Annotated in this window: 8 protein-coding genes; 3 read left to right on the top strand and 5 right to left on the bottom strand. The window is 74.0% G+C overall.

Going from position 1 to position 12,917, the window contains the following annotated elements:
• The first annotated feature begins 64 nt into the window (after positions 1-64).
• The 3 genes from AQJ11_RS07945 to AQJ11_RS07935 all read left to right on the top strand — a co-directional run bounded on the left by AQJ11_RS07945 (position 65) and on the right by AQJ11_RS07935 (position 3,691).
• Complete coding sequence (locus tag AQJ11_RS07945; RefSeq protein ID WP_059262384.1) at positions 65-1,228, top strand: PLP-dependent cysteine synthase family protein; 1,164 nt, start codon at positions 65-67, stop codon at positions 1,226-1,228.
• Complete coding sequence (locus AQJ11_RS07940) at positions 1,225-2,466, top strand: MFS transporter (RefSeq protein ID WP_059262383.1); 1,242 nt, start codon at positions 1,225-1,227, stop codon at positions 2,464-2,466. Before AQJ11_RS07945 ends, AQJ11_RS07940 begins: the two co-directional genes overlap by 4 nt.
• A 301-nt stretch (positions 2,467-2,767) precedes the next feature.
• Entirely contained in the window at positions 2,768-3,691 is a 924-nt protein-coding gene (locus AQJ11_RS07935) for a MalY/PatB family protein (protein WP_244218153.1), read from the top strand.
• A gap of 745 nt (positions 3,692-4,436) precedes the next feature.
• Here the strand turns inward: AQJ11_RS07935 and AQJ11_RS07930 are convergent.
• The 5 genes from AQJ11_RS07930 to AQJ11_RS52630 form a co-directional block, all read right to left on the bottom strand.
• A complete protein-coding gene (locus AQJ11_RS07930) occupies positions 4,437-6,362 on the bottom strand; it encodes a cellulase family glycosylhydrolase (protein WP_059262382.1) in 1,926 nt (641 codons plus the stop codon).
• 135 nt (positions 6,363-6,497) lie between these two features.
• Entirely contained in the window at positions 6,498-8,417 is a 1,920-nt protein-coding gene (locus AQJ11_RS07925; protein ID WP_059262381.1) for a glycoside hydrolase family 97 protein, read from the bottom strand.
• A 220-nt stretch (positions 8,418-8,637) separates the two neighbouring features.
• Positions 8,638-10,959, bottom strand: a complete 2,322-nt coding sequence (locus tag AQJ11_RS07920; protein WP_208616462.1) for a glycosyl hydrolase family 95 catalytic domain-containing protein — start codon at positions 10,957-10,959, stop codon at positions 8,638-8,640.
• A 285-nt stretch (positions 10,960-11,244) separates the two neighbouring features.
• A complete protein-coding gene (locus AQJ11_RS07915; RefSeq protein WP_208616461.1) occupies positions 11,245-12,357 on the bottom strand; it encodes a glycoside hydrolase family 19 protein in 1,113 nt (370 codons plus the stop codon).
• A 130-nt stretch (positions 12,358-12,487) separates the two neighbouring features.
• A partial coding sequence (locus AQJ11_RS52630) for a septal ring lytic transglycosylase RlpA family protein (RefSeq protein WP_279616939.1) occupies positions 12,488-12,917 on the bottom strand: 430 nt, incomplete at its 5' end.

The raw sequence follows: 12,917 nt of genomic DNA, 5'->3' as shown, positions 1-12,917 counted from the left end.
CGCGCCACCCCCCACCCGCACAGCGCCCGCCGCACGGCCGCCGGGCGCGAAGGAGCCGTACGCCATGCACCCCTCCCTGCCCGGATTCCTCCCCGATGCCCTGCCCGGAGTCCTCCCGGAACCCCTGCCCGAACCCTTCCGGACCCGCACCCCCCGCCTCCGGACCGCCCGGCGCCCCGCCCACCTCGTCGGCGACACCCCGGTCCTGTGGGTGGACGAACCCTTCGCCCCGCCCGGCCGCGGCTTCCACGCCAAGCTGGAAGGCGCCAACCCGGGCGGCCTCAAGGACCGGCCCGCCCTGCACATGGTCCGTGAGGCCCGCCGGCGCGGCGACCTCGCGCCGGGCGCGCCGATCATCGAGTCCTCCAGCGGCACGCTCGGCCTCGGCCTCGCCCTGGCCGGGCTGACCTACGGCCACCCGGTGACCGTCGTGACCGACCCCGGCATGGAACCGGCCATGGCTCGCCTGCTCACCGCGCGGGGCGCGCGCCTCCTCCAGGTCGCCGCGCCGCACCCCGAGGGCGGCTGGCAGGAGGCGCGCCGCGCGTGCGTCACCGAACTGCTGGCCCGCACCCCGGGCGCCTACTGCCCGGACCAGTACCGCAACCCCGACAACGCCGCCGCCTACCGCCCCCTCGCGGCCGAGCTGATCGCCCAACTCGGCTGGGTGGACGTGCTGGTGACGGCGGTCGGCACGGGCGGACACTCCGCCGGCGTCTCCGCCGTACTGGGTGAGGCCTTCCCGCGCCTGACGCTCATCGGGGTGGACTCGGTCGGCTCGGCGATCTTCGGCCAGCCGGCGGGACCGCGGCTGATGCGCGGCCTCGGTTCCAGCATCCACCCGGACAACGTCGCCTACGCGGCCTTCGCCGAGGTCCACTGGGTGGCCCCGGCCGAGGCGGTCTGGGCCTGCCGCCAACTCGCCCTACGGCACTACGCCTCCGGCGGCTGGAGTGTCGGAGCGGTGGCGCTGGTGGCCGGATGGGCGGCGCGGACGTACCCCGCCGGGACGAGGATCGCCGCGATCTTCCCCGACGGCCCGCACCGCTACCTGCACACGGTCTACGACGACGGCTGGTGCCGCGAGCACGGCCTCCTCGGGCGGACACCGCCGCCGGAGCCCGACGACATCACCGAGCCGGACGCGTGCGTCGTGACCCGGTGGACGCGCTGCGGCCGGGTCCGCGACCCGCTCGCCCGCGACCTGACGAAGGCGGGTGCCCGGTGAAGCGGCTACGGCTCCCGCCGGCCTCCTTCGACCGGCCGGCCCGGCTGCTGATGGTGAACCAGTTCGCCATCAACCTGGGCTTCTACATGCTCATGCCCTACCTCGCCGACCACCTGGCCCACGGCCTCGGCCTCGCCGCCTGGGCGGTCGGCCTGGTGCTGGGGGTGCGCACTTTCTCCCAGCAGGGCATGTTCCTCGTCGGCGGCACCCTCGCCGACCGCTACGGCTGCAAGCCGATGATCCTCACGGGGTGCGCCCTGCGCGTGGTCGCCTTCGGGCTGCTGGCGGTCGCCGGCTCGCTCCCCGCCCTGGTGGCGGCGTCGGCGCTGACCGGCCTGGCGGGCGCGCTGTTCAACCCGGCCGTCCGCGCGTATCTCGCGGCGGACGCCGGCGAGGAGCGCCGGGTGGCGGCGTTCGCCGCGTTCAACGTCTTCTACCAGGCGGGCATCCTGGTCGGCCCGCTCGCCGGACTGGCCCTGCTGACCTGGAACTTCAGCGCGGTGTGCGCGGTCGCGGCCACCATCTTCGGCGCCCTCGCCGCGGTGCAGTCCCGCGCCCTGCCCGCCCGGCCCCCCGCCGGCCGCGGCACCGGACCCGCCTGGCGGGCGGTCGCCGCCGACTGGCGTGCCGTCGCCGCCAACCGCCCCTTCCTGCTCTTCGCGGTCGCCATGAGCGGCTCCTACGTCCTGGCCTTCCAGGTCTACCTCGCCCTCCCGCTGCACGCCCGCGCGCTCTTCGGCCAGCGGACCGGATGGGTCACCGGGGTGGTCTTCGCCGCGTCGGCGCTGGCCGCGCTGGCGGGCCAGCTCAAGCTGACCGCGTGGGCGCAGCGCACCCTGTCCGGACCGCGGGCCGTCGTGTGGGGGCTCGTGGTCATGGGCGTCGCCTTCCTGCCACTGCTGCCCCGCTCGTACGGCGCGCCGGCCGGGCTCTGCGCGCTGACGCTGTGCGCGGTCCTGCTGGCCGGGGGCGGGGCGCTGCTCTACCCCTTCGAGATGGACACCGTGGTACGGCTCTCCGGCGACCGGCTCGTCGCGACGTACTACGGCGCCTACAACACGGCCTCCGGCATCGCGGTCTCGCTGGGCAACCTCGCCGTCGGGGCGCTGTTCGACACCGGGGTACGCTGGCTGCCGTGGGCGGCCCTGGCCGCGACCGGCCTCGGCTGCGCCGGCCTGGTCGCCCGGCTGCACCTGGGCGGGCACCTCGTGGTACGGCCGGCGCCGGTGGCCGGCTGACGTGTCGCCCGGCAGAGGGGTGTGTCCACGTCTCGTCGGCGGCAGGATGGACGGATGGCGGCAGAGAGGCACCCCATGTTCGACGACCTGGACGTCCGCGCGCTGTCCCGGCGGCCCGGAGCCAAGTGGAGCCGCGTCGAGCCGGACGTACTCCCGGCGTGGATCGCGGAGATGGACTTCCCGCCGGCGCCCGCCGTGCGTGCGGCCCTGGCGCGGTGCGTGGACCACGACCTCGGCTACCCCTCCTGGGACGGACGGACGGTCCGTCCGGAACCCCCTGCGGGACGCCTTCGCCGAGCGGATGCGCGAACGCCACGGCTGGGTGCTCGACGCCGCGCACGTCAGGGAGTTCACCGACATCAACCAGGGCCTCCAGGCCGTACTGCACGTCGCCACGCGGCCCGGCGACGGCGTCGTGGTGCACACCCCGGCCTACCCGCCGTTCCTGGAGACGATCGCGAGCATGGGGCGGCGCCCGCACCCGGTGCCGTACACGCCGGACGGCGACACCTGGACGTTCGACGCCGACCGGCTCGACCGGGAACTGCGGGAGAGGCCCGCACGGGTGCTGCTGCTGGTCAACCCGCACAACCCGACAGGACGCGTGCTGCGCCGCGAGGAACTCCGGACACTGGCGGGGCTCGCCCTCCGCCACGGCCTGCTGGTCGTCGCGGACGAGATCCACTCCGACCTCGTCCACGCCCCGCACCGGCACCTCCCGTTCGCCTCCCTCTCGGCCGAGGTGGCCGCGCGCACGGTGACCCTGACCTCGGCCACGAAGGCGTTCAACGTGCCGGGACTGCGCTGCGCCGTCGCCCACGTCGGCGCGGCCGAGGTGCGCGAGGCACTGGCGCACCCCACCCACCTGTACGGCGAACCGAACACCTTCGGCGTCGCGGCCACCCTGGCCGCCTGGCGGGACGGGGACGCCTGGCTGGCGGAGCTGAGGACGGTCCTGGCGCGCAACGCAGCGCTGGTCGCTCAGGAGCTTCCGCCCGGTGTGCGCCACCGCACGCCCCAGGCGACGTTCCTCGCCTGGCTCGACTGCCGTGAGCTGGACCTGGACACCGACCTGCAGACCTTCTTCCTGAAGGAGGCGCGGGTGCTGCTCAACGACGGCCGCACGTTCGGAGCGGAGGGCGAGGGCTTCGTACGGCTCAACTTCGGGACGTCGGAGGGCATCCTGCGGGAGATCCTGCACCGAATCCGGAACGCCCTGACCTGAGGCCGCAGGTGTGTCCGCCGGCCGGGCGGTGGCCGGCCGGCGGCGCCCCGGGCGAGGACCCGTCCGGCGGACGTCCGGGCGGTCGCCGCGTCAGCCGCCCCTGGCGCAGGAGTCGTTCCGGTGCGCGCTGCCGGGGACGACACTGGCGCACGACGCCGGCTGACGGCTGACGGCTGACGGCTGACGGCGCCCGTAGGCCGCCGCGCAGGACCGCGCTGCCCAGGCGAGCAGCGATGCCGGGCGCTGCCTCGGCGGCGCCCGGCAGACGTCCGGGGCGGCGAGCCCGACCCGACCGCGCGCGGAACCGGCGCACTCGGCGGAGCGGCGCGCTCGGTGGAGCGCCGGTCGGTGGCGGCCGGCCGTGGCGGTCCCGGCGCGAAGAGCCCGGCCGTGCCGCACCGAGCGGGTTGGGGTCGGGGGCGCCACCCGCGCAGCCGCTGCCACGCGCGGGCGCCGGGCGCGCGCCCTCGGCGGTCGTGGGTGGCCGGTCGGTGGCGGCTGGCCGTAGCGGTCCCGACGCCAAGTGCCCGCGCTGTGCCGCACCGAGCGGGTCGGGGCCGGGGCGCCACCCTCGCAGCCGCAGCCGCAGCCGCAGCCGCAGCCGCAGCCGCAGCCGCAGCCGCAGCCGCAGCCGCAGCCGCAGCCGCGTGCGGGTGGCGGGCGGGGTCGCAGGTGCCGGGCCCCGCGCCGTCGGCGGTCGCGGGGCCCGGCCGCGTGGCAGGCTCGTGCGGGAGGGGTCCGGTGGTCAGGGCAACGGGCGGCACAGCAGGGCCGCCGGGCCGGGGCGGCTGCCCACGCGGGTGGTGAAGGCGATTCCGGCGGCGTACTCGGTCGCCGCGCACTGGCCCTTGAAGGCGCCCTCCGCGAAGTCCCCGCCGGCGCCGTCGGCGGGACGGTTGTCGGACCGGTCGAACCACACCGTGCGCCCGGCGCCCGGCAGCGCGGTCCGCGCCGGGACGCACAGCGCCGCCGACACGCGCTCCCCCCGCAGGCTGTAGCCGATGAGGAACTCCCCGGCCGGGCACTGGTACTTGGTGTACCCGGACGCCCAGTCCCCGCCGCCCGGCACGTACCGCTCATCGGTGACGACCGTCTGGCGGGCGTCGGCGGCGCGCAGGTCTCCCGCCCCGGTGTCGGTGCACAGACCACGCCCGCCGGTGTGGCTCAGCCCGGCCAGCCTCGTACCGTCGGGGCAGGCCGCCTTGTGCGCTCCCGGGTCCCAGTCTCCCGTGGCGCGCACCCGCGGCGACGTCACCGCGTCTCCGTGATCGGTGCTCAGCATGCGCCAGAGCGGGACGGACGCCACGGGGCCGGTGGTGCCCGGCGCGGACATCAGACGCTGCCACGCGGTGGCGCGCCAGTCCCCGGAGTCGAGGATGCCGGAGCGGTGCCCCGCGGTGTCGTAGCGCAGCAGGGCCCAGTCGTCGTGGCCCTCGAAGCCGACCAGCGGCCAGAACGCGAAGTCGGCGTCGTGGTCGGCGAAGTAGTCGGTGACGTGGCCGAACCAGGTGCGGGCCGCCGCCTTCGTCTCGCCCGACCCGATGCCGAACTCGCTCACCCAGACGGGCGCGGTGTAGTGCCGGCCGGTCTCCTCCACGAAGAACGCCTCGTCGTCCAGGGCCGCGGCCAACTCGGCGCGGGACAGGTCCTGGTAGCGGGCGTCGTGGGTCTCGCCGATGCCGGTGGCGCCGCTGTGGCGGGGCCCCGTGTAGCCGTAGAAGTGGGCGGAGTAGACCAGTTTGCGGGCGTCCACGAGGGTGTGCGAGAGGGTGCGCGCGGGGGTGAGCACCGGCCGGCCGTGGGGGAGTCCGTCCACGGGCACACCGGTCCAGTTGATGCCCTCGATCACGATGAGGAGGCGCGGGTTCACCTCGGTGAGGATGCGGTCGGCGGCCAGCCGGGCCGCGCCGTACCAGTCGTGGTCGTCCCCCAGGCCCCAGTTCGGGTCGTCCAGCACGTCACGCCGGACCTCGTTGTACAGATCGGCGCCGACCACGCGGGGCACGGAGGCGTAGCGACGGGCCATGAACACCCAGTCGTCCGCCCACCGGGCGGTGGACTGCCCGCTGTTCCAGCGCTCGTTGCCGTCGATGCCGCAGCACCACCGGGAGGTGTTGGTGTGGTTGTTGAGCACGACGGCGAAACCGCTCTGGCTGAGCGCCTCCACCACGGCGTCGTAGATCTCCAGCGGTGTCCTGCCGCGCAGTTGAGGGTTGGCCGCGACCGCGCCGTCGGGTACGGGCGCGGTGCTGTGGATCATCTCGTTGGAGAACGGCAGCCGGATGGTGTTGATGCCCAGCTGGTGGAAGTCCGCCAGCAGTCGGGGCAGCGGTACGCGGTCCAGGCCGAGCGGTATGCCGTGCGAGTCCTGCCCGGCGTGGTGGTTGGCCGGGTCGGTGGCGCTGCCGCCGCCGGTCCAGGAGCCCTGCGCGCCGTCCCAGTTGGCGCCCTTCAGCCGGAAGCGGTCGCCGTGCGCGTCGACGATGTACCGGCCCCGGGTCGACAACGGCGCGGACCAGCCGGCCGGGTTCGGCGTGTCGGCGGCGATCCGGGTGGGCGCGGTGCGCGGCGGCACGGCGGCGAGGGCCGCGGTGCCGGCGCCGGTGGTGGCCGTGAGGAGGAGTCCCACGGCGGTGACGGCGAGTCGCAGCGCGGCTGGTGGCATCGGCATGAGGGCAGCCCCTGGGGTCGGAGGTGGGGGAGCCGGGCGGTGACCGGTCGACGGCACCGCCCGGCCGGGGTGCCCACCACCGTGCCGGGAAGGACCGAGAAGGTCCATAGCCCTGACGGCCGACCGGCGCCGGCCTCAGCGGTGGCAGGTGGTGACCCCGGGGTGCCAGCGGCAGGCGATCCCGGCGAAACCGCCGCCCGCGACGACATCGACGCCGAGCGTGTCGCCGCCGCGCACCACCCGCCTGTCCTGGACCAGCCCGCCGGCGCCGTCCCGGATCGTCTCGACCAGCCACCGTCCGGCCCCGAGGGACAGCGGCACCCCGGCCGTGCGCGCGGGACCGGCGTACACCCCGCCCAGGAACCAGCGGTCGCCGCCACGCCGGGCGAGGACCGCCTCCCGCCCGGGTGCGCCCGCGAGCAGCCGCGTGTCGTCCCAGGCGGCGGGCAGTTGGGCGAGGAAGTCCCGGGCGAGCGGCCGGGCGTCGTACGACTCCGGGCTGCCCGCGAGCATCTGGAGACCCGACTCGTAGGTGACGGCGAGACCGGCCTCGGCCGCGTCGGAGTTCGGGCGTTGGCCGACGCGCTGGAAGCCGCCGGGGGTGAAGTCCATGGAGCCGAGGACGTTGCGCGTGAACGGCAGGGTGGTCAGGTGGGCGGACGTGTTGGTGCGCTTCTCCTCGCCGCCGACGCCCTCCATGGTCATCACCTGCGGCCAGGTGCGCTGGATGCCCTTCGGGATCGTGGAACCGTGGAAGTCGACCATGAGGTGGTGTTCGGCCGTCTCCTTGAGGATGGCGTCGTACCACTGGAGCATGGACTGCGACTCCGAGTTCATGAAGTCGATCTTGACGCCCTTGACGCCCCACCGCTCCAGCGTGGGCAGCCACTGGGCGCGTTCCTCGGGCGTGTCCAGGTCGCGCTGGTGGATCCAGACGACGATCCCGACGCCCTTGGCCCGCGCGTACGCGGTGAGCTGGGGCAGCCAGCTGTCCGTCTGCCAGTCGGGGTCGGTGGTGTCCCACTGGTCGCTCCGGAAGTACCAGCCCGCGTCGACGGCCTCGTACGGCCAGTGCCGTGCGGCGGCGTAGTAGACGTACGCCTGCTGCGCCGTGAGGCTCTGGCCGGCCGCGCGGCCTCCGGCGAGCCAGGTCCACAGCACGGTGCCGGGCCGGATCCAGGAGGTGTCGGCGACCCGGGAGGCGGGGGCGAGGTCGTCGGTGAACGTGGACCGCGTGACGGTGGCCAGGCTGCCGGTGACCATCGCCCGCCATGGCGTGGCGAGGGGACCCCCGGTGCTGTGGATCCGATCGTCGGCGAGCGTGACCCGGTACGTGCCGCTGCCCTGGTCGTGCGCGAGCCGGGCACCGGAGTAGGCGCCGCTCAGGCCCGACTCGGCGAGCAGGGTGTAGCCGCCGTCGGTCGCGAACAGCGCCTGGTCCGAGTAGGAGCCGGTGGGCGCGCTGCCGGCGGAGTACTCGGCGAACTGGCCCTCGTTGTCCGCCCGGTAGGCGCTGAGCCACGCGCGCGCGTCCGCCGGCAGGGTGAACGCGGAGGTCTCGCCGAGCACGTCGCCGTATCCCCCGGGCAGTACGTACCGGTAGGCGACACCGTCGGCGGCGGCACGCACGACGAGGTCGAACCGGGCGCCCGCGGCGGTGCCGAACGACAGCCGTGTCTCGTTCATCCAGGACCGCCGGTCAAGCCGTTTGCCGGACTTCGTCCGGTAGCGCTCGTCCACCAGCCGGTCCGTGCGGTGCAGGAAGCGCAGGCCCTGGGAGAGATCGGCCCGCTCGGTGCGGATGCCGACGGGGGACGGCTCGATGACCGTCCGTCCGCCGCGGGACACGGACAGGTCCAGGGTGCCGGTGGTGCCGTCCAGGGACACGCGGGCGCGCGGTGCCTGTGCCGCGGCGCCGGGCCCGGGCGCGGACACGGTCCAGACGTGCGCGGCGGAGCCGGTGTCCTGGCCGGCCCGCGCGGGCCCGCCGCCGAGAAGTGAGGCCGCCAGCCCGGCGCACAGCGCGGCGACCGCGGTCCTGATCGGAACCGCCATGGGAACCCTCCCGGGGTGATGGGGTGGAGGTGGGAGAAGGGTAGGGACGGCCGCTCGGTGCCCTGCGGGGAGGAGCGGGGCGCGGGACGGGGTGCGCGCGGCGTCCTGCGAGGCGGACGCCGGTGGGGACGGGCACGCGGCGCCGCGCCGGCCGAACCGGCGGCGGGGGACGGCCGCACGGCCCCGTGCGGGGCAGGGCCGTGGCGATGGGGGACGGCCGCTACGGCAACCCCCACGCCGGACCGGGTTCGCTGACGGCCACCGGGGCGATGAGCAGGTCGGGGCGGGACCCGGAGTGGACCAGCACCTCGCGGTCCTTGGGCAGGTCGATGGCGAGGGTGCCGTCGCCGAGGTCCCGGGTGTGCGCCGGGGAGCCGTCGTCCAGCAGCACGGTGAGGGTTCCGCTCAGGCCGTGCCGGAGCTTCAGCGGCTCGCCGGCCAGACTCCTGACCCGGATGAACCGGGTGACGCCCGCCTTGCGGACGGCGCTCACCAGGAAGGCGCCCTGCGTGCGGAAGTCGTGCAGGGTGACGTCCGCCCACGCCGAGGGGACGGCCGGGAAGACGCGGATCACCCCGCCCCAGCTCTGGCAGAACATGTCGTGCAGCGACTGCGAGGCGGACAGCGGCGTCTCGATCACCGGACCGGCCTCGGTGTAGTGCGTGTTGGCCCGGCACGGGTAGCGGGTAGCGGGGTCGAAGAACTTCCGCAGGTAGCCGAGCGCGGTGTCACCGTCGCCGGTCATGGCGTGGATCGACGCGGCCCCGGTGTAGCTGTAGCCCCGGTGGGCGCCGGTCAGCGCGTGCCAGTGGGTCACCGACTTCATGATCAGCTCGCGGTTCTCGGGCTGGTCCCAGTTGACCAGGTACAGCGGGTACACCATCAGCATGTGTGAGTAGTGCCGGTGGGACTGCGCGTACGGGGTGTCGGCACCGATCATGAACCCGTTGTCGTCGACCGGGTACGGCGTGAGCCGGGCCAGCACCTCCCGCCAGCGTGGCGCCGCCTCGTCCTGGACGCCGAGCAGTTCGGCCGACTCCAGGAGCGTCCGGCAGCCCCAGCGGATCAGCGCCAGGTCGTAGTTGGTGTCCTGCGGCGGCACGACGGGGTACTCCGGCGAGAGCGTGCTCGGCAGATGGAGCTTGCCGTCGCTGCCCGGGGTGAGGAAGTGCAGGTAGTAGTTGACGGCCCGGCGCAGCACCGGGTAGACCGTGTCCCGCAGCAGGGCCTTGTCCATGCTGTGCCGGTAGGACAGCCACACGTTGTGCAGCGCCCAGGTGAGGTCGCCGGTCTCGGCACCGGTGCCCGGCTCTCCCACGGAGCGGTTCGCGAACATGTCGGAGCTGCGGCCGATCCCGGAGCTGTCCTTGCGGTACGCGGCGGGCACGTTGGCGACGAGTTGTTCCTGGTTCTGCCGCAGCGTGCCGGCGAGCGCGTCGAGCTCCAGGTGGTTGGAGCCGTGGATGAGCCAGTACTCCAGCTGGACGTTGAGGTTCCACCAGACCGCCGGCCAGGGTGTCGGCTCCAGCCAGGGCCCGCTGGTGGCCATGACGGGCCCGCCCGCGCGGCTGGCGGAGGCGACCTTGTAGAGCTGGATCCAGTGGAAGCTCTGCAACCGCTGGTCGGGGAAGGACACGAAGCTCTTCCGGTAGAAGGCGTGCCACCAGCTCACGTGCCGCCGCCTGAGGGCCGCGTACGACGTCCCGTGCCGCAGGGTGCGCAGCGAGTCGGCCTCGGCGGCGGTCCCGGAGGGGAAGCTGTGACCGACGCTGAGCAGCAGTTCGTCGCCGGTGCGGCGGTAGGCGGTGGCCGTCTGCCCGCCCCCGGTGAGCGGCTGGAGCACCTGCTCGGTGCCGTCGGCGGCGGTCCGGGTGGTCCACGGAGGGTTGCCGGTGTAGCCGGCGGGCGGGGCCTCCTGGATCTTGCGGGGGCTGATGGCCTCCTCGGGGTGGAAGGTCCACGTGACCCGCTCGCCGCCGCTCGCCGTCACGCGGACCGCCAGGACCTCGTCGTGGATGAGGGCGGCCAGGGTGAGCGTGCCCGCGGTGGTGGTCACGGTGCCGGTGAGCTCGGCGTTCCACAGGCTCAACCGCCAGTCCACGGCGGTGATGGCGCCGACCGGTTCGAGGGTGAGGTGTCCGACCGGCAGCCGGCAGGTGCCCCAGCCGCTGCCGAGCTCGGGCCGGTGGTCCTGGACCCGGCCGTGCTGGACGGTGAACCGGATCTGCTGGGCGTCCGGCTCCCGGTAGATCATGCTGCCGAGCAGCCCGTCGCCCAGGAAGGGGCCCTCGTGCCAGAGGGCGGGCAGCCGGCTCCACAGCAGATCCTGGCCGCGCAGGAACGTCTCCCAGGCGCTGTCGTCGGCCAGGGCGGTGCCAAGCCGCCACGGCCGTCGGCCGCCCGCCGGGCCGGCGTCCCCGCCCGCCCCCGCCTGCTCCGCGTGCGCCGCCCCCGGCAGTGCCGCCACCGCGGCTCCGCCCAGCGCGGTACCGAGCACGGATCTCCGGGCCACCGGTGAGCGCTTGTCCGACTGTGAGGCCATCGTCGTCCTCCAGACCTGACGGGTCGTCAATACATCGGGTGTATTGGCGAACCTAGGCACCCTTCGTGCACCTGTCAATCGTCTAGACGGTGAACGAACCCGCCATCCAGCGGGAGACACATCGGATGTATGAGCGGTCTTTGATTGGAGGCCGCAGGTGAAAGGGGTTGCCTCCGGTCGCGTCCGGCTGGTCTTCCGGAACCCGGCGGCACAACGAGGAAACCCCTGGCGCGCGGGCCCGGTTCGTACCGGCCCGTACGCCAGGGGCGTGGTGCTGGAGGTCGGTCAGCAGTACAGGTTGCCGCCCGGGCTGACGCCGAGGATCTGGGTGAACCTCTGGTAGGCGTCGACCCGGCTCTGGACCTGCGCGGGGTTCTTGCCGTCGCACTCCAGGGAGCCGTTGATCGAGCGGATGGTCTGGCCGAAGCCGGCGCCGTTGACCATGGCGTTGTGCGGGGTCATCGTGCCGGGACCGGACTGGGTGTTCCAGTACCACAGGCCGGTCTTCCAGGCGACGGCGGCGTCGTTCTGCACCAGCCAGGGGTTGTTGAGCAAGTCGATGTGGAGCGCGTCGCCGGCGGCCTTGTAGTTGAAGTTCCAGGAGAGCTGGATGGGGCCGCGCCCGTAGTACGCCGCCTGACCCGCCGGGCAGCCGTACGGCTGGTTCGGGTCGCAGTAGTGCGGGTAGTTGGCGGTGTTCTGCTCCACGATGTACACCAGGCCGCCGGTCTCGTGGCTGACGTTGGCGAGGAAGGCGGCGGCCTCCTGCTTCTTCACGGTGTCGCTGCCGGTGTTCGCGAAGGCGGGGTACGCACTGAGGGCGGCGGTGAGACCGCTGTAGGTGTAGAAGGGGTTCCGGTTCGGGAACATCTGGTTGAACTGGGCCTCGGAGACGACGAATCCGGACGGCGTGGTGCCGCCCCCGCCGCTCGCCGGCGCGTTCCACTTCTGGTTCGCCCCGCCGGTGCAGCTCCAGATCTGGAGGCGGGTGCCGTTGGCGGAGTTGTTGTCCCGCACGTCCAGGCACTTGTTCGCCGCCGGGTTGACGATGTCGTGCGCGGCGGTGACCACCCACTGCTGGTTGGCTCCGCCGGAGCAGTCCCACAGCTGTACGGCGGCTCCGTCGGCCGTGCCGCGGTCGACGATGTCGAGGCACTTGCCGAGCGCCCGCAGGGTGCCGTCGCCGGGGTTGGACCACCGCTGGGCGTTCGTGCCGTTGCAGTCGTAGAGCTGGACGGCGGTGCCGTTGGCGCTGTTCGCGCCCGCCACGTCGACGCACTTGCCGGCGAGGCCGGTGATCTGCCCGTCGGCGGCCTGGGCCGGGGTGACGGCGCACAGCGCGGCGAGGCAGGCGGCGACGGAGGCGGCCAGCATCCGTCCGAGGTGCACGCGTCTCATCGGTATCCGTCTGAGGTACGGGACATTCATGGGGGATGCGCTCCAGTTCACGGGGCGTACTGCGAGGGGGGACGTACGGACGTGCGGAGGCGAGGCGGCACGTCGGCCGCCAACTCCGCTTGTCGGCTGATCAGTTGAGGACGGTCTGCGTGACGACTATGTGTCCGGCGTCCGGGTTCAGGCTTCCGCCGAGCCGGCCGAACGCGCCGTCGGTCAGGTCGAGGCACTTGGGCTCCTGCGGCGTCTGCGCGAAGGTGCCCCGGTCGTTGATGCGGACCACCAGTGAGCGGCCGTTGGCGACGTTGGTCACCTGGACGCGGGTGCCGAACGGCAGTTGCGGCTGGCGGCTGAGGGAGGTCGCCGCCGTGTCGGCGTTGTTGTCGAAGATCTCGCCGCTGGCCGTCAGGGCACCGGGCGGCTGGGGCCCGTAGTGCGTCGCCCAGCACTGCTCGGCCGGCTGCTGCGCGGCCGTGGGCGCGTTCCACTTCTGGTTGGCGGCGCCGGTGCAGGTCCAGATCTGTGCCCGGGTGCCGTTGGCGGAGTTGTTGCCGGTGACGTCG

It is taken from the genome of Streptomyces corchorusii (genome assembly GCF_001514055.1).
In the GTDB taxonomy this organism is placed as follows: domain Bacteria; phylum Actinomycetota; class Actinomycetes; order Streptomycetales; family Streptomycetaceae; genus Streptomyces; species Streptomyces olivaceoviridis.
This window is presented reverse-complemented; position numbering and strand designations above follow the sequence as displayed.